Origin of the sequence: Paeniglutamicibacter sulfureus (assembly GCF_030512175.1) — a bacterium.
GTDB classification, from domain to species: domain Bacteria; phylum Actinomycetota; class Actinomycetes; order Actinomycetales; family Micrococcaceae; genus Paeniglutamicibacter; species Paeniglutamicibacter sulfureus.
Map to the genome: position 1 here is coordinate 215,938 of NZ_JAULBL010000001.1, position 21,676 is coordinate 237,613.

A 21,676-nucleotide genomic window follows, 5' to 3' on the forward strand; every position below is an offset into this window, starting at 1 on the left:
CTTAGATCTCCATCCCGAAGTGCTCGCTGAACCGAATGTCGCCCTCGATCATGTCGTGCATGTCGGGGACCTCGTTGCGGAACATCAGGGTCCGCTCCACGCCCATGCCGAAGGCGAACCCGGAATATTCCTCCGGGTCGATGCCAGCTGCACGCAACACATTGGGGTTGACCATGCCGCAGCCGCCCCACTCGATCCAGCGCGGGCCACCCTTGGCACCCGGGTGCCAGATGTCCAGCTCGGCCGAGGGTTCGGTGAACGGGAAGAAGTTCGGGCGCAGACGGATGGAGGCGTCCTCGCCGAACATCTGCCGGGCGAAGTGCTCCAGGGTGCCGCGCAGATCGGCCATGGTCAGCTTCTTGTCGATGGCCAAGCCCTCGAACTGGTGGAAGACAGGGGTGTGCGTGGCATCCAGCTCGTCGGTGCGGTAGACCCGTCCCGGGCACAGCACGTAGATCGGCAGCTCGCGCTCGAGCATCGAACGCACCTGGACCGGTGAGGTGTGGGTGCGCAGCAGGAGGTGCGAATCGGCGGGCTCGATGAAGAAGGTGTCCTGCATTTCGCGGGCCGGGTGGTCCGGGGCGAAGTTCAGCGCGTCGAAGTTGAACCACTCGGATTCGATCTCCGGGCCTTCGGCGATTTCCCAGCCCATGCCCACGAAGATGTCGGACACGCGGTCCTGCAGCGTGGAGAGCGGGTGGCGGGCACCTGCACGGCGGCGGCGCGGGGCGGCGGTGACGTCAACCGTCTCCTCGACGAGGATGCGGGCGGCGTCCTCGGCTTCCAGCACGGCGGTGCGTCCGGCCAGGGCCTTGTTGACGCGGCCGCGGGAAGCGCCCAGGAGCTTGCCTGCGACTGCCTTCTCGGACTTGTCGAGGCGGCCGATTTCCCGGTTGGCCAAGGACAGCGGGGACTTCTCCCCGGTGTGTGCCAGGCGTGCCGCCTTCAGCTCGTCCAGGTTCTTCGCGGCGGCAAAGGCGGCCAGCGCGGCTTGCACAGCAATGTCGATGCCGGCCTCGTCGGTGGGATGCGGGACAACCGGCGCGTGGCTGTCAATGACATCCACTTCCGGGCTCGTGGGTTCAGACATGGGGTTCTACGGCCCTTTTCACTGTTGATGGTGTCTCTGGTTCTGCATCCCATTCTAGGTGCTAGCCCCGATGGGTTTGGAATCGCAACTGGCTCCGCCCCTTCCGGGCGTGGTTGTGGACATCCAAGGGAAGGTTGGGCAATAGTTAGTCCCATGTCCCGAGTAATTCGAACCCTTGCCCTGCCTGCCGCCGCCCTGCTGATGATCGGCTCCCTCGGGGCGTGTTCCGCGCCACCCGCGCCCAATGCCACCGCCGAACTCCTGGCCGGTTCGCTGGCGGACCTGGACCTCGCCTCGGTCCCGCTGGCGGGCAGCGACGCAGCCACCGCGAGCGCCGAGCTGGCGGAATCGCTCAAGCCGCTGGAATCGATCCCCCGCACAGTCACCCTCGCCTCTGTCACCGAGGACGAGGGCTCTGATGCACCCAAGACCGCCACGGCCGTGTACAACACCGTGTGGGACGTCGATGCCTCCGACACCGACTGGACCTACCAGACGCAGGCAACGCTGGAACTCGATGACGAAACCAAGACCTGGGCGGTGCGCTACTCCCCCTCGATGGCCGTGCCCGGGCTGGAATCCGGTCAGTACGTCGCCAAGCGCAACTCCCCGGCCAAGCGCGGGGAGATCCTGGGCAACAACGCCCAAACCCTGGTGACGGACCGCCCGGTGCTCCGCATCGGGATCAACAAGGAGGCCATCGGGGAGACGGAATGGGAGGACTCGGCCACCAAGCTCGCCAAGGTATTGGAGATCGATGCCGAACCGTATGCCGAGAGGGTTGCAGCTTCCGGCCCGCGGGCGTTCGTCCAGGCCATCACCCTGCGCGACGATGCCGACCGCACCGTCACCGATCAGCAATTGAAGGCGATCCCCGGCGTGCTGGCGCAGCCCGATACCCAGCCGCTGGCCCCGAGCCGGAGTTTTGCCCGGGCCATCCTCGGGTCGGTGGGCGAGGCCACGGCGGAAATCGTCGCAGATTCCAAGGGCAGCGTTGCTTCCGGGGACCGGGTCGGACTGTCGGGCCTGCAAAAGGCCTACCAGGACGAGTTGGCGGGCACCCGGGGCTACAGCATCAACATCTACAACCAGGACAAGGCCGAAGTCTCAACCCTGGTGACGCGGGAAGCGGTGGACGGCAAGGATCTTAAAACCACGCTGGACCGGAACCTGCAGGAATTTGCCGAGTCGTTGATCGCCGACTCGGACAGCGACGCCGCGCTGGTCGCGGTGCGTCCCTCCGACGGGGCCATCCTGGCCGCCGCCGCCGGGCCCACCGACAACGCCCAGAACACCGCGTTGTTGGGCAAGTACGCCCCGGGCTCCACCTTCAAGGTCATCACAGCACTGGCCATGCTCCGTTCCGGGGACACCCCGACAACGAGCGTGGATTGCCCGGCGACCATGAGCGTGGACGGCAAGGCGTTCAAGAACTACGACGGCTACCCCTCCAGCGCGCTGGGAAGCATCCCGCTCTCCGAGGCCGTGGCGCAATCGTGCAACACCGTCTTCCTTGAGGGCGCTTCCAAGGTCAAGGCACCTGCCCTCGCCGACGCTGCGGCCTCCCTGGGCCTGAACATGAGCCCCGCCACGGGCGCGGCATCCTTCCTGGGGTCGGTGCCGGAGGACTCCACGGGCACCGAGCTGGCGGCCAACGGCATCGGCCAGGGAGTGGTCCAGGCCTCGGCGCTGGGCATGGCCACGGTGGCAGCCTCGGTCCAAAACGGCGCCACCGTCAGCCCCCGCCTGGTGGTAGACCCCAAACCGGATGCCGCCGCCAAGCCCAAGAACCCGTTGACTGCTGCCGAGGCCAAGGCGCTTTCGGGCATGATGGCCCAGGTCGTCGACCACGGCACGCTGAAGGACCTCAAGTCCGTCCCCGGCCCCGCGATCATCGGCAAGAGCGGCACGGCGGAATACGATGCCGAACGCAATGCCCACGCATGGTCCATCGCCGCGCAGGGAGATCTCGCGGTGGCCGTGTTTGTGGGCGACGGCAGCGGCGGGGCGCAGACGGCCGGCCCCATCCTTGCCGAATTCCTGGCCGACGCCCAGTAGGCGCCGCTCCGCCGCACACCCCAGGCATGCCAAAGGGACCGACAAACCCGGTTTTTCCCGGACTGTCGGTCCCCTTGGCGTTCAGCGGCCGAACCCCGAAGTTCGGCGTTGCGCGGTATTAGGCGTGCACGTCTTCGGTGCGCTCGGGGCGGCGCATCGTGCCGACGGCGACTACGGCACCCAGCAGGGCCAGGGCGCCGAAACCGAGAGACAGGTAGATCGGAGTGTTGTCCTTGGGCTTGGCCACGGCTGTCATCTCGCCGGTGGCTTCGCGCATGTCGAAGCTCACGGTGTTGCCCTCGATGTGTGCCCCGGCGCTGGCGGAGGTGACCTCCCCCGGGAAGGTGACGGTCATCGTGGACTCGCTCAGGCTCGAGGTGTCGGTCCCGGCAAGTCCCCGGGCGGAGAAGTGGTACAGGTCGTCGCGGTATTCGATGTTGACCTTCGGGCCAAGCCTGCCGGAAAGGTCGCCCAACTTGGTCAGCGATTGGTTCTCGATGCTGAAGACGTAGCCCTTGAAGTTTTCCTCGTCGTATGGCGCCTTTTGTGCCTCCGCGGGGATGCCCAGGAAGAATTCCTCCTCGGTGGTACCCATCTGGGTCATAAGCTCCTCGACCGAGATGTCGCCGGCAACGCGCTTGTCGAATGCCACCACCATGTCGAGGCTGGCCTCTTCCGGACTCGAGACGACCAGATCCACATCCATCTTTATGCACCCGGTCAGGCTCAACATCAGCGCCACCATGATTCCAATGACGGATACGATCTTCTTCATGTATTCTCCTCCACGTTCGGGGCATTGATCTGCAACGATGCTCCCGGTTCAATAGTCAACACTAATGGTTGGATTGCCTTGGCCGAGAATTGCCGCATGGGCTCCCCACCCGCCTTTGCGTAGGCTCCGGGATTACACTGGGGAACCATGGACACCTGGGAGCGCACACGCGAGGTCGCCAACTGGCTGAACCTGAGCACCATCAGCGGCCTGCTGCTGGCCGCCGGCACCGGATGCAACATCGAAGGCGGTGCGCGGGGAATCCTCTATGCGCGCAACTACACTCCGGTGCTTCCCAAGGCGGGAGCCTTCACCGTGGGCAACGTGGTTTTTTTCCGCCCTTCCCTTGGCACGCCGGCCCAGCGCCCCGCGTTGCTGTCCCACGAGGAAACACATGCCACCCAATACGCCCTGTGCCTGGGACTCCCCTTCATCCCCCTGTACTTTGCGGCGGCCGGCTATTCCTGGCTGCGCACCTCGGATCCCGCATCGCGGAACATCTTTGAACGCGCCGCCGATCTGCAGGCCGGCGGCTATCGTGAACGGCCGGTACGCAAGCTGCTCCCCGTGGTGGCAGCCGGCCTGCGACGGGGTCTTCGCCTCGCAACGGCAACTGCAAGCACGACCAAGGGAACTTCGGCATGAGGCGCACACCGGCCATCACGGTGCGCGGGACAGCCTCCGCGACTGCAGTACCCGACGTCATGGGCATCTCCCTCACCGTCCAGGTTCACCATGCGCAAGCTGCGGAGGCCTTCGGGCTTGCCTCGGAGCGTGCCAGGGACGTCATCGAGGCGGTGTTGGTTGCCGCCCCGGGGGCAAATCTGGCAACCACGGGAATCGCACTGGCCGCCCGCAACGCCTGGCGCAACGAGGAATCCGTGCTGGATGGCTACGATGCCGAAACCAACATCGAGGCCTCCGACCTGACGACGGACAACGTGACCTGGGTGTTGGCGGCCGCCGTGGCAGCCGGCGGGGACGCGTTGCGGATCCACTCGATGAATGCCGAGGTTTCCGACGCCGCCGACGCCCTGCGGAACGCCAGGGAATCGGCTTTCGCCGATGCACGTTCCAAGGCAGAGCACCTGGCCTCGCTCGCCGGAGCACGGCTCGGGCCCGTGCTACTGGTCCGAGAGGTCGCCGGCGAACCAGTGCTGCCGCTACAACGCACCAAGTCCACCCAATTTGCGGCGGAGTCCATGCCGGTGGTTGCCGGCCGGCGGCAGCTCTCGGTGACGCTCGAGATCCGCTGGGAACTCAGCGCCGATGAGCCATCGCCGGAGGCGGGTGCCTAATACTCCGTGCCGGCGCCAAGCCTTGGTTCGGTGGCACCGGCCAAGGCCAGCTGTGCCACGCATGCCACAGCCCGGGCATGGATCGCGATCCGGGGGGCGGCGGGATCCATCCAGGGAACATGGATGAACCCCGCGCGGAGCCCCGGCGCCCTTCCGGCGTGGTGCATCAGGGAATAGAACACCTGGTTGCAGACAAAGGTCCCGGCGGAATAGGAGATCTCGGCCTCGACGTCGCCGAGTTCGGTGGACGGGTCCCGTAGTGCCTGCAGAGCGGATTTCAGCGGAAGGCCCGAGAAGTACGCGGCCGGCCCTCCCGCCAATACCGGCAGGTCGATGGGTTGGTCCCCGGCGTTGTCTGCGATCCGGGCATCCAGGTGGTTGATGGCGACCTTTTCCAGACCCAGTGCTCCGCGGCCCTCGGCCAGCCCGAGGCTGATCACCACGCGCGGCTGCCAGGTGGCCAACAGCTCTTCGAGCATCGCCGGGGCCGTGGCAAACACGCAGGGCAGTTCCGCGGCAATGGTCGCAATCCCCTGCTGCTCCAGAATGCTCGCGGCTTGGCGTGCGATGGACATCGAGGGGTTTGAGTCCCTGTCGCCGAAGGGTTCAAAACCGGTGAACAGGATCACCGGGTGGCACCTGCCAGGGTGTCGGCCAGGACCGCGCGGACGATGGGAAGGTCTGCAGGTATCCATTCCAGGGCCTCGAGTGCTTCGTGTTCCAATGCGACCCAGGCCAGCTGGTCGTGGTCCTCGAGCGTGTCCGGGGTTCCGGCGGTGACCTCGGCAAACCAGACGCGCATCGCTGCACGTTCGTTGAGCACCCATCCCTCGGGGACCGGACCGAAGACCTCGCTGCCCAGGGCCACTTCGATGCCGAGCTCCTCGGCCAGTTCGCGCTTCACCCCGTCTTCACAGGTCTCATCGGGTTCGAGCTTGCCTCCGGGAAATTCCCACATTCCCGCCAGCTCCGGCGGCGCGGTGCGTCGCGCGGCCAGCAGCCGGCTCGGGGACACGAGCGAGTCCAGGATCGCGGCGGCGACTATCTGTTTGTAGGCCATGGTCTTTATCCTTCGTTGGGAAGCGTCGCGGAAGCCCCGAGGATGTCGGGTTCGATGTGGATCACGCACGGGAGCGGAACGGCGCTCGGATGCGTGTTTCGCCGTCGCGCAGTTGCGCGGCCGGCGACCTAACCGCGTCGTTGCGCCCGTGCCGAGGCATAGAGGCACATCGTCGCAGCGGTTCCCACGTTGAGAGATTCGGCGATCCCGTACAGCGGCACAGCCACGCGGTGGTCGGCACCTGCAAGTTCGGCTTCGTCCAGGCCCTGGCCCTCGTTTCCGAAAAGCCACACCGTCTGGTCTTCCAGCGCCGGTTCCCCTTCGGGCGCAGCTGCCCCGGCCCCGGCGCGCCGTGCGGCGCTGGCATCCTGGAGCGCATCCAAATCAGCGGCAGCGTAGCCGTCGGCTGCAAGAACGGTGCTGCCCTGGCCCTTGAACGCGGCAAGGATTTCACCCAAATCGACATTGGTGACGATAGGCAGGTGGAAGACGGAACCGACGGTGGAACGCACGGCCTTGGGGTTGTAGATATCCACGCTTCCCCCGGTCAGCACCACTGCGTCGGCGCCCGCTGCGTCCGCTGCCCGGATGATCGTGCCGGCGTTGCCCGGATCCTGCACGCGGCACAATACGGCCACGAGGCGGGGCTTGCCGGCAGCTACCTCCTGCAGGCTGGTTTCGGGGATGATGCACACGGCCACGATTCCCTGTGGTGTCACGGTGTCGGCCATCGCCGCCAAGACTTCCTGGCTGACCAGTCGAGTATGGATGCCGTCGGCCTTGTTGGACATGACCTCGAGTTCCGGATAGCGGTCCAGGCAGTCTTCGGTGGCATAGACGGCCCGAACAACGGGTGCCCGGCCATGTTCGGCATTTTCAAGGTGGAGGCGCAAGGCCTCGCGGACGGCCTGTGGGCCCTCGGTCAGGAACTCGCCGCTGCGGGCGCGTCCCGTGCGGGTGGCCAGTCGGGCCACTTCGCGAACCTTTTCGGCACGAACATTGGTCATGGTCACTTCGTTGTCTCCGGCAAGATTCATGGGAATGACTTTACCGGGGATACGCCAAAGGGACGGAATCGCAAACGATTCCGTCCCTTTGGACTAGAGCTTTATGAGCTCAAGGACTAGGCGTCCTTGATCTGCTGGCGGGATTCGCCGCCTGCAGGCTCGAAGCCGGCTGCCTTGGCAGACTCAATGCTGTTGAACCAGTATTCGGCAACAGTCTGGTCGAACCAGGTCGAACCCGGGACGTGGTACTTGTTGGAACCGGCGTTGCCCTTGATGATGAATCCGGCCGGAGCCTCTTCACCCTCGACACCCTTGACGGCACCGGCGGCCTCGGCCTTTTCGGCCGGGGTACCCTCTGCTGCCGGGGCTGCAACGGCAGCCTTCTTGGCCGGAGCCTTCTTGGCCGGTGCAACCGGAGCTGCGGCGGCGGCCTTGGGGGCGTTGACATCGGCCGGGAGGGCCTGCTTGGCAACTGCAACCAGTACGGCGAAAGCCTTGGCATCCGAAACGGCCAGCTCGGCCAGCATGCGGCGGTCAACCTCGACCGACGCAGCCTTCAGGCCCTGGATCAGGCGGTTGTAGGTCAGGTCGTTGGCGCGGGATGCAGCGTTGATGCGCTGGATCCAGAGGCGACGGAAGTCACCCTTGCGCTTGCGGCGGTCGCCGTAGCTGTAGACGAACGAGTGGAGCAGCTGCTCCTTGGCCTTGCGGTACAAGCGCGAACGCTGACCGCGGTAGCCCTTGGCGCGTTCAAGAATGACGCGACGCTTCTTATGGGCGTTTACTGCCCGCTTCACACGTGCCACGTGTGTACTCCTTTGTTTCTGTTCCGCCTGGCCTCAAATATTGGGCCGGCAAAAAATCTTTATGTGGTCGGGAATCCAGGATCAGGATTCCCAAGACGGACTGGTGTTAGAGACCGAGCATCCGCTTGATGGTCTTGACGTCCGCCTTGGCGACCAACTGGTCAGATGCCAGGCGACGGGTGATGCGGGAGGACTTGTGCTCCAGGTAGTGGCGGCGGTTGGCCTGCTGGCGCACGAGCTTGCCGCTACCGGTGAGCTTGAAGCGCTTCTTGGCGCCACTGTGGGTCTTGAACTTCGGCATATCCGCCGTTCTCCTTACTTGCTCCCGGGATCCTTTCGGACCGGGGGATCGTGCGGACTCCCGCGTTTGGGGGAATCCGTGGTTCTGGTGTTGCTCTTGCGAGCTGCCCTGCTCGGGGCGACCTTACTTGGTCGTCCCGGGCTTGGGCGCGCGGGTTGCGGGCTTCGGACCCGGCTTGCCCGCAGGCTTTGGTGGCATGGCCATTGGCTTGGGAACGGCCATTGGCTTCGGTGCCGCTGCCGGCTTGGCTGCGACGGCTGGCTTGGGGGCCGCTGCCGCTGCCGGCCTGCTGACCGCCGGACGTGCTGCTGCCGGTGCCTTTGAGGCTGCCGGACGGCTGGAAGCCTCGCGGGCGGGTGCCGACCTGACAGGGGCCTTGGCCGCTGCTGGGGCTGTCCTGACCGGGGCGACCTTTGGTGCCGCGGCTGCTGCGGCCTCTTCAGCCGCTGCCTCCGCACGTACCTTGGCAAGCTTTTCCATGATGTCCGACTCGATGACATCGGCAACGGAGCCGCCGATCTCGCCCTGGGGCTCCGAGGTGTCCATCTTGGCCTTCGGGTTGGCTGCCTTGGCCTTGTCGGCATCGCGCTGTTCCAAGCGACGGGCTTCGGCCTTGGCCTCTGCCTTGTTCTTGAGAGGCCCGACAACCATGACCATGTTTCGGCCATCGATACGTGGCGTCGACTCAACCAAGCCAACCTCGGCAACTGCCTCGGCAAACTTGTTCAACAGACGAATGCCCATTTCCGGACGCTGCTGTTCGCGGCCACGGAACTGGATCATGGCCTTGACCTTGTCACCGGCGCCCAGGAAGCGAAGTGCGTGTCCGACCTTGGTTTCGTAGTCGTGCGTGTCGATCTTCAGACGGAAACGAATTTCCTTCAGCACGGTGTTCGTCTGGTTCTTGCGCGTTTCACGTGCCTTGACTGCAGCCTCGTACTTGTACTTTCCGAAGTCCATCAACTTGCACACGGGAGGCTTGGCGGTAGGCGCCACCTCCACGAGATCAAGGTCGGACTCGACGGCAAGACGAAGTGCATCCTCAATACGGACAATGCCAACCTGTTCACCGGCAGGGCCGACAAGCCGCACCTCTGGGACGCGGATTCGATCATTAATGCGTGGATCGCTAATGTGTTGCTCCTGAGTAGTTCGAAGTTCGAGGCCACCGCAGCAAAAGGAAAGGCCCTCGGCTGCATGTGCAGGCGAAGGCCCCAGATTCGATCGATGAAAATTCATCCAGCCAACGAACCCCGCGGGGTCATCGGCACCGAACTTACCCGGCCGCCTGATTCGGCTGCTGCGGGTGGGAGTGGCCTCCACTTGCGTACTGGTTCCATGGCTCCTTGGTCACATCCACCCGGTGGGCGGCGCATCCAAGTACACGGATTCAGTCGGTCTATGGAAAGCTTAGCAGTATGAGCACCCCTGAAACCAATCCGGACTCCAACAACGCCACCAACGAGATCCGCGACATCGCCGAGGTGGCAGCCGTTGAAATCATCACCACCGCCGCCGTTCACCTCATGAGCGCCGCCGCAGTCAAATGCGGACTGGCCGAGGGCAACGACGCCGAAGAGCTGAAGGACCTTGACGAGGCCCGCAAGCTCATCACCGCCCTTGCAGGTTTGGTCGTCTCCGCATCCCCGGAAATCGGCTCCCAGCACGCCGGTCCTTTGCGCGACGGCCTGCGTTCGCTGCAGCTTGCCTTCCGCGAAGCCTCGACCTTCCCGGACGAGCCGGGCAAGGGCCCGGGCGAAAAGCTCACCGGCCCGGTGAACTAACACCCGCGTAACACTGCAAGATTTTGGCGGCTTGCGGTCGAGAGGTTGATCACAGAGTGGTTCCGGGCAGCCGGCACCGACTTGTTCCTCCCGGCCGCAGTGCCGAAAAATGCCCCGCTTCACGGCGGGGCATTTTTTGTTTGTCCCCCGGCTTATGCGTCCTGGATGAGTGTGCGTGCCCGGGTCGTGGCCCGGCGCCGGCGCACCTGCTGTGCCACCAACGCCACCGCGCACACCACGGCGGCAATGGCACCGACCACGATGAATCCCGCGTTTGCACCGAACGAGTCCACGGTGGCACCGGTGATGGGCGAACCCAGTGCCGTGCCGGTGGTCAATGCCGAGCCGTACCAGCCCATGGCCTCCCCGCGCCGCTTTTCCGCCACCAGGTCGGTCAACCATTCCGAGGCCGCCGAGAGCACCGGCGCGCACAGCATGCCGGGCAGGATCGAGAACAGGGCCAGCGACCAGGTGCCGGTGGCGAACGCCATCGGGACGGTGAGCACCGCCATGGCCAGCAACAGCACAATCGGTGAGATGCGCCGGTTCTGGCTGCCGTAGATCAGCCCGCCCACCAGCGAGGCGCCGCACCAGAAGAGGAAGACGATTCCCAGCTGGCCCTCGCTGTGCTGCGCGTCGAGAAGCGAAATGATGCCGACCTCGGTGCCCGAGAGCAGCAGCCCCGCGCCGGAGGCTGCAATGAACACCGCGATCACCGAGGCACTGACCCATCCGAACTTGTGACGGAAGCCGCGTCCGCGGGCGGAGATGCGCGCCCGCGTCGACTTGGCCCCGGCCAGGATCAACTCGCCCTCGACCTCTGCCAGGCCGCCGGGTCCGGCGGCGATCAGCGAGGCCTCGGCCCCGAGGCGTTCCTCGTGCGGGTTGGCCTGGGTGGCCACGGCTCCGGGCTGGCCGGACCGGGTGGGCGGATTCAGGATCATCAGCGCCACGCCGCTGAGCGATGCCGCGGCGGCGATCCCGATCATCCCGACGGTGGTGTCCAGTGATGTGGCCACGATCCCCGCTGTCGCCGGTCCGACGATGAAAACCAGTTCGGTGCCCATCGCATCCAGGGCGAAGGCCGACCGCCGGGTCTCCCCCGTGGTCATCACGCCCAGGGCGGTGCGGACCACGGAGAAGACCGGCAGGGAAAAGAGTCCGCCGAGGAACACGAGTGGCAGCACCCAGGTGAAGGAGACCTGGGGAACGATGCTCCACACCACGGCTTCGGCGATGATGGAGGGAATCAGCGCCCGACGCAGCCCGTACATGTCCACCACGTGTCCGCGCCAAGGTGCGCCCAGGGCGATGCCAATGGTCATCAGCCCGACCACGAGACCGGCCGGGCCCCAGTCAAGTCCCAGTTCGTTGACCAGGTGCAGCAATAGGAGCAGGCCGACCGTGGCGTGCGGAAGCCGGGCCACCATGCCGATCAGCAGCAGCGGAGCCACACCCGGCTGCCGCAGCAACTGGCCGTAGCGACCGAATTTCATGCCGGCGTACCGGGATCCGAGGTTGGTCCTGCCTTCAGGGCAACCTCGAGCGAATCGACATTGTGGGCAAAGTCCTGGTTGGCCGACAACCGCGCGTGGATCCGCGAGACGCACTCGCGGGCCCCTGCCTCGTCGATACCCGGGCGGAAGGTGAATTCAAGGCGCAGTTCCGGTCCGGAACCCCCACCGGGCACGGACGTGCCTGCGGCGGTGCGCGACCCCACCCCGCGTCCCGGTGCCATGTGGATCGCGGTGAGTGCCGCTTCGCTCGCGGCCTGTTCGGCAACCACGGCTGCCAGCTCCTCGCTGAGGTAGCTGGGGGTCCAGTCCTCTTGCCGGGCAAGGGCCCACATGCCCGGACGGCGCAGCACGAAGGTGAAGTCGGCGCCGGGGTCCAGGACCAGCATTTGGGCTTCCTCGCTCACGGCCGAAAGTGCAGCCCGCGGGGCGTAGACGGCCACGGGTCGCGCCTCGGCATGCCAGGCCTGGAGGTTCTCGACACTGCTGAACACCGGCAGGGCCTTCCGGCCCTCGGGAGCCGTGAGGGTGACCAGGGCCATGTCGGCTTCCTTGTCCTCGGCAAAGCCGTGTTCCCCCATGCCGCCTTCGGCCAGCTGTGCCACGACGGCGATGTAGACGCGGGCCCCTGCAAGGGCGGCATGGACCTGTTGCTCGGTGCCGGTTCCGGCGATGAGGCCCTCGAGGGCCGCCTTGAGCTGCGCGTCGATCAGGCCGTTGTCGTTGTCGAAGTTGTGCAGCGGGTTTCCCTCGCCGCCGAGGTCCCGGCCTTCCCAGCTTTGCCCCGCGGAATCTCCGGACCCGCCGGCGCGTGCCAGGGCGGCGGCGATATGTCCGGGCAGGTGGCGCTCTGCGCCTTGTCCGGCGGGGGAAGAAGGAGAATTCGTGCTCATATGCACATGCTATCTTGCGCCCGCGTCAGGGGTGGATCGCGGGATTCGGTGCCTGTGGCCCGGGCGCCCATGTGCCGGGCCGATTCGTTGGGTGCCGGTGCCCCGGCGGTGTGGTGAAGCTCGCTCGGAGACACGGATGGGGGCAGTGCCGCAACGCGGCAGTGCCCCCATCCGATCGATGCCTGTTGCCGCCCGAAAGCGGCGGCCGCTGGATCCTAGCGGCGCCCTGCCACGTCCAGTGCTTCGGCCATGGTGAACTTGCCGGCGTACAGCGCCTTGCCCACGATCGCGCCTTCAACGCCGCTGGGGACCAGTTCGCGCAAAACGCGCAGGTCCTCAAGGCTGGAGATGCCGCCGGAAGCGATGACCGGCTTGTCGGTGCGCTTGCACATTTCGGCGAGCAGTTCGACGTTGGGTCCGCGCAGCGTTCCGTCCTTGGTCACGTCGGTGACCACGTAGCGGGCGCATCCGGCATCTTCCAGGCGAGCCAGGACCTCCCAGATGTCCCCGCCCTCCTTGGTCCAGCCGCGGCCGGACAGCGTGGTTCCGCGCACGTCCAGGCCCACGGCAATCTTGTCGCCGTGGCGGGCGATGGCCCGTGCGGTCCACTCCGGGTTTTCCAGGGCGGCGGTGCCCAGATTGACACGGGTGGCGCCGAATTCCAGGGCGCGGTCGAGGGACTCGTCGTCGCGGATGCCGCCGGAGAGCTCGACCTTGATGGTCAGTTCCTTGGCAATGCGGCCCAGGATCTCGGTGTTGTGGCCGCGGCCGAAGGCAGCGTCCAGGTCCACCAGGTGCACCCATTCGGCTCCTGCGTTCTGCCACGCAAGTGCTGCCTCAAGCGGGTCGCCGTATCCGGTTTCGGATCCGGCCTCGCCCTGGACCAGGCGCACGGCCTGGCCGTCGGCCACGTCCACGGCGGGCAACAATTCCAGGATGTTGTTTTGGTTCTCGGTCATGATCATTCCTTGGTTTTTCCGGGCCGGCGCATTGGGGCCGGGTGATGCGAGGCGGGGCCGGCAACGATCGTGCCGGCCGGTGGGGTGCCGGTTAAAGCGTCAGGGCGTAGGCTGCGAAGAGCGCCATCCCGGCCAACACCCAGGCGGCGATGATCCAGGAGATATGGGCGCGTTGCTGGCGCAGCGAAAGCGCTCCGCCGGCCAGCAGGCCGGCGACCGCCATGAGGATGATGGACCACATGGTCTAGAGGGTCCCCAACCAGTTGCGCAGCAATTTGGCCCCGGCCTCGCCAGACTTCTCCGGGTGGAATTGCAGGGCGCACAGGGGCCCGTTCTCGATCCCGGCAATGAAGGGAACGCCGTGTTCGGCCCAGGTGACTTGCGGCGGGACCATCTTGGGCTGGGCGACGTCGAAGTTCCATTCCTGCACCGCGTAGGAGTGCACGAAGTAGAAGCGCTCGTCCTCGATACCGGCAAAGAGCTTGCTTCCGGCCGGCGGGGTAACGGTGTTCCATCCCATGTGCGGGACGACCGGGGCCTTGAGCAGCTCCACGGTGCCGGGCCATTCGGCCAGTCCCGGGGTGCGGATCCCGTGTTCCACGCCCTCGTCAAAGAAGACCTGGTGTCCGACGCAGACGCCGAGCACCGGGCGACCGCCGGCGATGCGGCGTCCGATCCAGCGGATGGCACCGACGTCCTTCAGTGCCTGCATGACGGCAGCAAAGGCACCGACCCCGGGAACGAAGAGCCCGTCGCATTCCAGGATGTCCTCGGGCTTGGCCGAGAGCTTGACCTCGGCGCCGGCCGCCTCAAGGGCCCTGACGGCCGAGCGGACGTTGCCGGAACCGTAGTCAAGGACGGTGACTGTCTTGGCCGCCATCTACAGCGCACCCTTCGTGGACGGGATGGCGTCGCCGATGCGGGCATCGGGTTGCACGGCTTCGCGCAGGGCGCGGGCAAATGCCTTGAACTGGGCCTCGACGATGTGGTGCGGGTCGCGTCCGGAAAGCACCTCGATGTGGGCGCAGATCTGGGCGTGGAAGGTCAGCGCCTCGAAGACGTGCCGGGTCATCGACCCCGTGAAGTGGCCGCCGATCAGGTGGTATTCCTGGCCTGCGGGCTCGCCGCCGTGGACCAGGTAGGGGCGCCCGGAGATGTCGACAACGGCGCGTGCCAGGGCCTCGTCCAGCGGGGCATAGGCGGTGCCGAAGCGGGTGATGCCCGCCTTGTTTCCCAGGGCGGTGCGCAGCACCTCGCCAATGGTGATGGCGGTGTCTTCGACGGTGTGGTGCACGTCGATGTGGATGTCTCCGGTGGCGCGCACCGTCAGGTCGATCAGCGAATGCTTCGAAAGCGCGGTCAGCATGTGGTCGTAGAACGGGACGCCGGTGCTGATTTCCGAGCGGCCGGTGCCGTCCAGATCAAGTTCGACAAAGACGGAGGACTCGCTGGTGATGCGTTCGAGGCGAGCGCGACGACCCGTGAGTTTTTCGGCAGACATGCACATTCCTTTAGATCAGGCGTTGAGACGAGGATGTGGTGCGGCGGCTGGCTCGTGCGCGACCGGGCATTTCGTGAAATTCGCCCGCCGCGTCCAGCGCCACCCCACCAAGTTTAGCGTGAGTGCGTGTGAGGACCCTGATCGAGCAGTTCCTCGAGACGGACAAGGAATGCGGTGGTTTCGTCCTCGGTGCCCGCGGTGACCCGAAGGTGGCCGGGAATCCCGACATCCCTGATGATCACTCCGGCCTCCAGCAGGCCCTCCCAGATGGCCTTGGTGTCCTTGACTCCCCCGAAGAACACGAAGTTCGAATCGCTGGAGGCAGGGCGCAGCCCCATGCGCGTGAGCTCGTTGACGATCCGGTCCCGCTGGACCTTGATGGCCTCGACGTTGGCCAGCAGGATGTCGGAGTGTTTCAACGCCGCATTCGCGGTCGCCTGGGTGACCGCGGAAAGGTGGTACGGCAGGCGCACCAGGCGGATCGCGTCGGTGACCTCCGGGGCCGCGGCAAGGTAGCCGAGGCGTGCTCCGGCCAAGGCGAAGGCCTTGGACATGGTGCGCGAGACAATGAGCCGCTCGCGATCGGGCAGCAGGGACAACGCCGAAGGCGTCCCGGTGTGGGCAAACTCCGCGTAGGCCTCGTCAACGATCACGATGGCGTTGCTGGCCCGGCCGGCTTCGTAGACGGCTTCGACGACGTCGAGTCCCAACGCGGTACCGGTGGGATTGTTGGGCGAACACAGGATGACAATGTTCGGCGCGGCCTCACGAACCTGTGCCGCCGCATCCTCCGCCGAAAGTCCATAGTCCTCGGAACGGATTCCCGCAACGTAGGTGGTGTCGGTCCCGGCTGCCAGCAGCGGATACATGGAGTAGGTGGGAGGGAAACTCAGGACGGTGCGGCCCGGCCCGCCGAAGGCCTGCAGGATTTGCTGGAGCACTTCGTTGGATCCGTTGGCTGCCCAGATGTTGTCCGCTTCGAGCCCGTGGCCCAGGAACGCGGCAAGACGTTCACGCAATTCGGTGAATTCACGGTCGGGATAACGGTTCAATCCCACGGCGGCCGCGGAGACTTCTTCGACAATGGCGCGATGCACTTCCGCGGGTAGCGGGTGGGTGTTTTCATTGACGTTCAACTGAATCGGTACGTCAATTTGGGGAGCACCGTAGGGTTCGAGACCTTGAAGATTTTCTCGCAGGGGCAGATTTGCCAGGCGATTTAGCCGTTCATTCACGGGCCAAGTCTACGGCGGTGGCAGGTGGGGCCAAGAATCTTCGCCGGTGCAGAGGGTAATAATCGGTTCGCAATGCCTTGTATCGGCGCCCGCGGGAGCGCCGGTGCGGGGGCTAGCTTCCGGTGGGAACGAAGAGTTCGGCACCGGGGTGCAGCACCGAGCTGTTGAGGTTGTTGAGGTCGCCGATCTGTTGAACCGCATCGCGGGGCTCGAGCTGCGGAGCGAACTCGCGGGCAATCCCCCACAGCGTGTCCCCTTCGATGACGGTGACGCTGACCGCGTCAACGCCCAGGGGCACTTCCGCCGATGCGTTGGCCGGGGAAAGGAACAGGCCCAGGAGCATCAGTGCTGCGGCACTCACCACGAAGATGGGCAGTCCGATCAGCACGAACTTTCCGCGACGGGTGAGCCGCAGGGGTGCCAGCGTCGGCTGGGATTCGGGCAGGTAGTCGTTGGATGTTACAAGGTGGAGCGGGGCCGAGAAAGCAGTGTTTGCCATGTCTTTGCCTTTCCTCTGAATTCACGTGGCCGACCGGGACCCTGGGGCGCCTAGTCGAACACGTGACGATTATTCGAACGCATCTTTCGAACATGTGTTCGTAGTGCGTATCTTATTTCTAGCACTTTTCGACGACACGTGTCCAGATCTGTTCGAACAAATCTTTGAAAGCAGTGACTTTGTCTACTAGGATGTTGGTTGTGAAGCGATGTATTTACTACATCAACCCACACCGACAATTTGCGGCACGCGCGGGCAACCGGCGACGATCGGGATGAGGCATTGACAATGACGACCGAACAACGAACCCCTCGACGCGACGCGAAGAGCCTGACCATTCGCCAGAAGAAGGTCCTGGAGACCATCCAGCGCTCCGTGAGCAGCAACGGCTACCCGCCGTCGATGCGTGAAATCGGGGACGCCGTGGGACTTGCCAGCCTCTCGAGCGTGACCCACCAGCTCAGCCAGCTCGAGAAACTTGGCTACATCAGGCGCGATCCGCGCCGCCCGCGCGCCATGGAGATCCTGCTGCCGTTGCAGCTCAAGAGCGAGGCAAAGCTCGAGGTGGTGGAGGGCCAGTCGGATCTCAGGGCAGCCAACGGCATGAACGTCTCGGAACTGACAACCTCCGCGGACACCGCCATGGTCCCCCTGGTGGGGCGCATTGCCGCCGGCGGACCGATCCTGGCCGACCAGGCGATCGAGGACGTTTTCGCCTTGCCGCGCCAGCTGGTGGGGCATGGCGAGCTCTTCATGCTCAAGGTCAGCGGCGACTCCATGATCGATGCCGCCATCTGCGACGGCGACTGGGTTGTCGTGAGGCGCCAGCCGACGGCGAACAACGGCGACATCGTCGCCGCGTTGCTCGAGGACGAAGCCACGGTGAAGACCTTCCGCCAGCGCGATGGCCACACCTGGCTTTTGCCGCAGAACTCCCGATACGAACCGATCCTTGGTGACGCCGCAACCGTCATGGGCAAGGTCGTATCGGTCATGCGCTCCGTCTAGGTCCGCAGCCACAACTCATCCCGCAACACAGCGAGGGCCGATCATCGGATCGGCCCTCGCTGTTGTTTGCGCACCCTGCACATCTCCCGCGACCGGGATGCCCTCAAGGCAACGTGCTCAGCCTTCGCTGAGCCTTTCGAGCGCGGAAATGACGGTGGCCTTGTTCGGTGTTGCCCACAGCGGTGGCAGGGATGCCCGCAGGAACGTTCCGTAGCGTTCGGTGGCCAGGCGCGAATCGAGCACCGCGACCACGCCCTTGTCGTTGACCGAGCGGATCAGGCGGCCCGCACCCTGTGCCAGACGCACCGCCGCATGGCTTGCGGCCACGGCCATGAAACCGTTTCCGCCGTGCTTGGCGACATCGCGGCTGCGTGCCGAGGAGAGCGGATCATCCGGGCGCGGGAACGGGATCTTGTCGATGATGACCAAGCGGCAGGCGTTGCCCGGCACATCGACGCCCTGCCACAGCGTCATCGTCCCAAAGAGGCAGGTATCGGGCTCAGCCGAGAACTGGTCGACCAGCGCCTTCATGCTGGACTCGCCCTGGCACAGGATGGGGATGTCCAGGCGTGCGCGCAGGATCTCCGCAGCGTCCTCGGCCGCGCGGCGGGAGGTAAACAGCGCCAGCGCCCCGCCGTTGGAGGCCTTGATGAGATCCTCGATCTCTGCAAGCGTCTCCTGGGACATTTGGCGCCCGGGCTTGGGCAGGTGCTTGGCAACGTAGAGGATGCCCTGCTTGGGATAGTCGAAGGGACTGCCGACGTCGACGCCGTTCCAGGTCGGCGCCCCGTCCCCCACGAGCCCCAGGGATCCTGCCACCGGTTCAAACGCCGCACCGATGGCCAGGGTTGCGCTCGTGAGGATGACGGTCCGGCCGTCGAAGAGGCCTTCCCTGAGTTTTCCCGCCACCGAGAGCGGTGCAACCATCAAGGTCGGCTGGCTTGACTCGTCCGGTTGGACATAGCCCTCCCCGGGGCTGAAGTGGCCGGGCCGAGAGGCCCAGATCACTTCGCGCTCCTCGGTCATTTCAAGCATCTTGGTGCATTGCTCCACCAGGTACATGACCTGGGAACGGGCCATCTGGCGTCCCCCGTCCGCAGGGGCGTTGGCCTCGGGCTTGGAGTCGGAGAGCACCACGCGTGCGGCTTCGGCGATCTGGTTGATCGCGGCTTCCTGGTCCTCGTTCAGGCCGCGGGCCATGAGCCCGGTGGGCACTCCTTCCAGCGCACGCTGCAGGGCCTTGGCGCCCTGGTTCAGCGCGTCCACGCTCACCGAGCAGTGCTTGCGGGCAGCCGAAGCGGCGGTCTGGACCATGTTGACCGACAGCGGCCGCGTCACCGAGCTGGTCACCCGGTCCTGCAGCTCGTGGGCCTCGTCAATGATGACGGTGTCGAAGTCGGGCAGCACGGCCAGGCCTTCGAAGGCCGAGACGGCCAGCATGGCGTGGTTGGTGATCACCACGTCGGCGTCGGCCGCGCGGGCGCGTGCCAGTTCGCTGAAACATTCGGCGGCCATGGGGCACTTTTGCGCGCCCAGGCAGTCCATCGCGCTGACCGAAACCTGGCGCCAGGCCTTGTCGCTGACCCCCGGGGTCAGGTCGTCGCGGTCACCGCTGTCGGTTCGTTCGGCCCACTGCCGCAGGCGCACCACTTCCTGGCCCAGGGCAGAGCCGGGGCCCTCGGAGGAACCACCGAGAACGGGGGTGCCGGATTCCATGGAAAACAGGGCGCCCTCGTCGTCGTCCGGGTATCCGCCGCTGAGCTTGTACTGGCACACGTAGTTGGAGCGGCCCTTGACCAAGGCCACTTCCATCTCGCGTGGCAGTTTGTCCTTCAGGGACGACAACAGGCGCGGCACATCGCGCCCGACGATCTGCGCCTGCAGCGCGAGGGTCGCGGTGGAAATCACCACAGGTTTTTCGGATCCCAGCGCGTGCGCCAGCGCCGGAACCAGATAGGCCATGGACTTGCCGGTTCCGGTTCCCGCCTGCACCAGCAGGTGTTCACCGGTTTCCATGGCGCGCACGACCTGGCGTGTCATCTCGTGCTGGCCCGGACGGCTTTGCCCGCCCATGCTGGACACTGCTTCGTCCAACAGGGCGATGACCTCTGATTCCTCAGCCATGAATACTAAATTGCTCCACTTCTGCGGCCATGCTTTCGCGGACCTTGACCATCATGCGGGTTCCCGTTTCGGTGTGTTCGACGGCCAGGATCTCGGCCTCGGCGCCGTGGAGCTTGTTGACCACGTCGCCTCGATCATAGGGAATCATCAATTCTAGTTGGACATTGGGCCTCGGGATTGCGGCGCTGATCCGGGCCTGCAATTCGTCGATGCCTTCGCCGGTGCGCGCCGAGACGATGACGTGGTTCGGCTCTCGCTGGCGCAGGCGCTCGACGACGAACGGGTCGGCGACATCCGCCTTGTTCAGGACAATGATCTCCGGGATGTTGCGCGCGTCGACGTCGTTGAGCACCTCGCGCACGGCCTGGATCTGGCCTTCCGGGTCCGGGTGCGACGCATCCACGACGTGCAGGATCAAATCGGCATCGGCCACTTCCTCCAAGGTGGAGCGGAAGGCCTCGATCAGCTGGGTGGGCAGCGACTTCACGAAGCCGACGGTGTCAGCGAGCGTATAGGTCAGCCCGTCGCTGGTTTCGGCCTGGCGGACCGTGGGATCCAGCGTTGCGAACAGGGCGTTTTCGACCAGTGCCCCGGCATCCGTGAGCCGGTTGAGCAACGAGGACTTGCCGGCATTGGTGTACCCGGCAATGGCCACCGACGGCACCGCATTGCGCTTGCGGTTCGCGCGCTTGGACTCGCGGGCCGGGAGCATTCCCTTGATCTCCTTGCGGAGCTTTGCCATGCGGTCGCGAATGCGCCGGCGGTCCAGTTCGATCTTGGTTTCACCCGGGCCGCGGGATCCGATTCCGCCGCCTGCAGCACCCACGCGGCCACCGGCCTGGCGGGACATCGAGTCGCCCCAGCCGCGCAGGCGCGGCAGGAGGTACTCGAGCTGGGCGAGTTCGACCTGGGCGCGGCCCTCATGGCTTTTGGCATGCTGGGCAAAGATGTCCAGGATCAAGGCGGTGCGGTCAATGACCTTGACCTTGACGACGTCTTCCAGGGCACGGCGCTGCGACGGGGCGAGTTCGGTGTCGATGATGACGGTGTCGGCACCGGTGGCCGCCACGATTTCGCGCAATTCCAAGGCCTTGCCCGATCCCAGGTACGTGCCGGGATCCGGCTTTGCACGGCGCTGCACCATTCCGTCGAGTACTTCCGAACCCGCGGTCTCGGCCAGTGCCGCCAACTCGCGCAGCGAGTTTTCCGCATCCTGGGCGGTCCCCTCGTTCCAAATGCCGGCCAGCACGACGCGCTCGAGGCGCAGCTGGCGGTATTCGACCTCGGTGACGTCCTCGAGTTCGGTTGAAAGGCTGGCGCCGCGCCTCAGGGCTCGGCGTTCGGCCAACTCCTGCTGGTCGCCGTCGGAGGAGGAATGCTCGCCGGTGAGCTTGCTCAGGGCCTGGGCCCGTCCGGAGAGCACGCCCTCGTCTTCGGGTGCGCCGAAGTGGCTGCTCTTGCTGGCCGCGGCCTTGTCGCTGGCGAGGATCCGTTCGATGGCGGCTTGGAGCTTGGCCTCGTCCATCTCGTTGTCCTGCGGGCCGGAAGTTTGTGGATTGGTCATGTTCCCCTTAGTTTGCTGTATTCCAGAATAGTGCCCCGCACCCACAGAAGCGGCGTTGTGCGTGGATTGGTTGCTCGGATGTCCGGGTTCGGTGAATGGATGCATGGTTTGCTCCTTGGGCTGGATGCCGCGCGCGGGTCGGCAAGCGCCGAATTTGGTGTCAGTGTTAGTGTCAGTGGCACGATCGAGTCGGAGTCTCG

At 65.5% G+C, this 21,676-nt stretch carries 23 protein-coding genes; 5 read left to right on the forward strand and 18 right to left on the reverse strand.

Annotated elements, in window-relative coordinates; all coding sequences use genetic code 11:
* Position 1: 1 nt before the first annotated feature.
* Entirely contained in the window at positions 2–1,090 is a 1,089-nt protein-coding gene (gene pheS, locus Q2T94_RS00940; protein ID WP_302262532.1) for a phenylalanine--tRNA ligase subunit alpha, read from the reverse strand.
* Positions 1,091–1,243: 153 nt separating this feature from the next.
* Between pheS and Q2T94_RS00945 the strand changes: the two genes are divergently transcribed.
* Positions 1,244–3,148 (forward strand): penicillin-binding transpeptidase domain-containing protein, encoded by a 1,905-nt coding sequence (locus tag Q2T94_RS00945; protein WP_302262533.1) that lies wholly within the window; start codon positions 1,244–1,246, stop codon positions 3,146–3,148.
* Between the two features lie 118 nt (positions 3,149–3,266).
* Here Q2T94_RS00945 and Q2T94_RS00950 read toward each other — a convergent pair whose 3' ends face one another.
* Positions 3,267–3,923, reverse strand: coding sequence for an LppM family (lipo)protein (locus Q2T94_RS00950; RefSeq protein WP_264270281.1), 657 nt, complete (start codon positions 3,921–3,923; stop codon positions 3,267–3,269).
* Between the two features lie 147 nt (positions 3,924–4,070).
* Here Q2T94_RS00950 and Q2T94_RS00955 point away from each other — a divergent pair, with 147 nt between their 5' ends.
* Entirely contained in the window at positions 4,071–4,568 is a 498-nt protein-coding gene (locus Q2T94_RS00955) for an eCIS core domain-containing protein (protein ID WP_302262534.1), read from the forward strand.
* Positions 4,565–5,221: an SIMPL domain-containing protein gene (locus Q2T94_RS00960; protein ID WP_302262535.1), complete on the forward strand. Its 657-nt coding sequence runs from the start codon at positions 4,565–4,567 to the stop codon at positions 5,219–5,221. The genes Q2T94_RS00955 and Q2T94_RS00960 overlap by 4 nt, the downstream gene beginning before the upstream one ends.
* On the opposite strand, the gene Q2T94_RS00965 is transcribed toward Q2T94_RS00960, so the two are convergent.
* The 6 genes from Q2T94_RS00965 to infC form a co-directional block, all read right to left on the reverse strand.
* A complete protein-coding gene (locus tag Q2T94_RS00965) occupies positions 5,218–5,850 on the reverse strand; it encodes a pyroglutamyl-peptidase I (protein WP_302262536.1) in 633 nt (210 codons plus the stop codon). The two genes, Q2T94_RS00960 and Q2T94_RS00965, sit on opposite strands and share 4 nt — an antisense overlap.
* Positions 5,847–6,281, reverse strand: coding sequence for a (deoxy)nucleoside triphosphate pyrophosphohydrolase (locus Q2T94_RS00970; RefSeq protein ID WP_302262537.1), 435 nt, complete (start codon positions 6,279–6,281; stop codon positions 5,847–5,849). Before Q2T94_RS00970 ends, Q2T94_RS00965 begins: the two co-directional genes overlap by 4 nt.
* A 128-nt stretch (positions 6,282–6,409) precedes the next feature.
* Positions 6,410–7,318 carry a TrmH family RNA methyltransferase gene (locus Q2T94_RS00975; protein ID WP_264270286.1) on the reverse strand — a complete coding sequence of 303 codons (909 nt, stop codon included), beginning with the start codon at positions 7,316–7,318 and terminating at the stop codon, positions 6,410–6,412.
* Positions 7,319–7,404: 86 nt separating this feature from the next.
* Positions 7,405–8,094, reverse strand: coding sequence for a 50S ribosomal protein L20, sunset domain variant (gene rplT / locus Q2T94_RS00980; RefSeq protein ID WP_302262540.1), 690 nt, complete (start codon positions 8,092–8,094; stop codon positions 7,405–7,407).
* A gap of 106 nt (positions 8,095–8,200) precedes the next feature.
* Positions 8,201–8,395: a 50S ribosomal protein L35 gene (gene rpmI / locus Q2T94_RS00985; protein ID WP_217390565.1), complete on the reverse strand. Its 195-nt coding sequence runs from the start codon at positions 8,393–8,395 to the stop codon at positions 8,201–8,203.
* A gap of 123 nt (positions 8,396–8,518) precedes the next feature.
* Positions 8,519–9,487, reverse strand: a complete 969-nt coding sequence (infC, locus tag Q2T94_RS00990; protein ID WP_436836801.1) for a translation initiation factor IF-3 — start codon at positions 9,485–9,487, stop codon at positions 8,519–8,521.
* A 326-nt stretch (positions 9,488–9,813) separates the two neighbouring features.
* Between infC and Q2T94_RS00995 the strand changes: the two genes are divergently transcribed.
* Positions 9,814–10,179 carry a DUF1844 domain-containing protein gene (locus Q2T94_RS00995; protein ID WP_264270288.1) on the forward strand — a complete coding sequence of 122 codons (366 nt, stop codon included), beginning with the start codon at positions 9,814–9,816 and terminating at the stop codon, positions 10,177–10,179.
* 152 nt (positions 10,180–10,331) lie between these two features.
* Here the strand turns inward: Q2T94_RS00995 and Q2T94_RS01000 are convergent, their stop codons facing one another.
* The 8 genes from Q2T94_RS01000 to Q2T94_RS01035 form a co-directional block, all read right to left on the reverse strand.
* Complete coding sequence (locus Q2T94_RS01000; protein WP_302262542.1) at positions 10,332–11,675, reverse strand: MFS transporter; 1,344 nt, start codon at positions 11,673–11,675, stop codon at positions 10,332–10,334.
* A complete protein-coding gene (locus Q2T94_RS01005) occupies positions 11,672–12,586 on the reverse strand; it encodes an SseB family protein (RefSeq protein WP_302262543.1) in 915 nt (304 codons plus the stop codon). The genes Q2T94_RS01000 and Q2T94_RS01005 overlap by 4 nt, the downstream gene beginning before the upstream one ends.
* Positions 12,587–12,801: 215 nt before the next feature.
* Positions 12,802–13,545 (reverse strand): bifunctional 1-(5-phosphoribosyl)-5-((5-phosphoribosylamino)methylideneamino)imidazole-4-carboxamide isomerase/phosphoribosylanthranilate isomerase PriA, encoded by a 744-nt coding sequence (priA, locus tag Q2T94_RS01010; RefSeq protein ID WP_302262544.1) that lies wholly within the window; start codon positions 13,543–13,545, stop codon positions 12,802–12,804.
* A 91-nt stretch (positions 13,546–13,636) separates the two neighbouring features.
* On the reverse strand, positions 13,637–13,786 hold the full coding sequence (locus Q2T94_RS01015; protein WP_264270292.1) for a CG2302 family histidine operon protein: 150 nt from the start codon (positions 13,784–13,786) through the stop codon (positions 13,637–13,639).
* A gap of 3 nt (positions 13,787–13,789) precedes the next feature.
* A complete protein-coding gene (gene hisH / locus Q2T94_RS01020; protein ID WP_264270293.1) occupies positions 13,790–14,425 on the reverse strand; it encodes an imidazole glycerol phosphate synthase subunit HisH in 636 nt (211 codons plus the stop codon).
* Positions 14,426–15,046 carry an imidazoleglycerol-phosphate dehydratase HisB gene (gene hisB / locus Q2T94_RS01025; protein ID WP_264270294.1) on the reverse strand — a complete coding sequence of 207 codons (621 nt, stop codon included), beginning with the start codon at positions 15,044–15,046 and terminating at the stop codon, positions 14,426–14,428. It abuts the gene before it with no gap.
* A 113-nt stretch (positions 15,047–15,159) separates the two neighbouring features.
* Positions 15,160–16,281, reverse strand: coding sequence for a histidinol-phosphate transaminase (locus Q2T94_RS01030; protein WP_264270295.1), 1,122 nt, complete (start codon positions 16,279–16,281; stop codon positions 15,160–15,162).
* Positions 16,282–16,393: 112 nt separating this feature from the next.
* The gene (locus Q2T94_RS01035) at positions 16,394–16,780 is read right to left on the reverse strand and encodes a LysM peptidoglycan-binding domain-containing protein (protein WP_264270296.1); all 387 of its coding nucleotides are present in this window, start codon (positions 16,778–16,780) and stop codon (positions 16,394–16,396) included.
* 288 nt (positions 16,781–17,068) lie between these two features.
* Between Q2T94_RS01035 and lexA the strand changes: the two genes are divergently transcribed.
* Entirely contained in the window at positions 17,069–17,788 is a 720-nt protein-coding gene (gene lexA, locus Q2T94_RS01040) for a transcriptional repressor LexA (RefSeq protein WP_264270297.1), read from the forward strand.
* A 117-nt stretch (positions 17,789–17,905) separates the two neighbouring features.
* On the opposite strand, the gene Q2T94_RS01045 is transcribed toward lexA, so the two are convergent.
* Positions 17,906–19,912 carry an ATP-dependent DNA helicase gene (locus Q2T94_RS01045; RefSeq protein WP_302262549.1) on the reverse strand — a complete coding sequence of 669 codons (2,007 nt, stop codon included), beginning with the start codon at positions 19,910–19,912 and terminating at the stop codon, positions 17,906–17,908.
* Positions 19,905–21,476: a GTPase HflX gene (gene hflX, locus Q2T94_RS01050; protein ID WP_264270299.1), complete on the reverse strand. Its 1,572-nt coding sequence runs from the start codon at positions 21,474–21,476 to the stop codon at positions 19,905–19,907. The genes Q2T94_RS01045 and hflX overlap by 8 nt, the downstream gene beginning before the upstream one ends.
* Positions 21,477–21,676 lie beyond the last annotated feature (200 nt).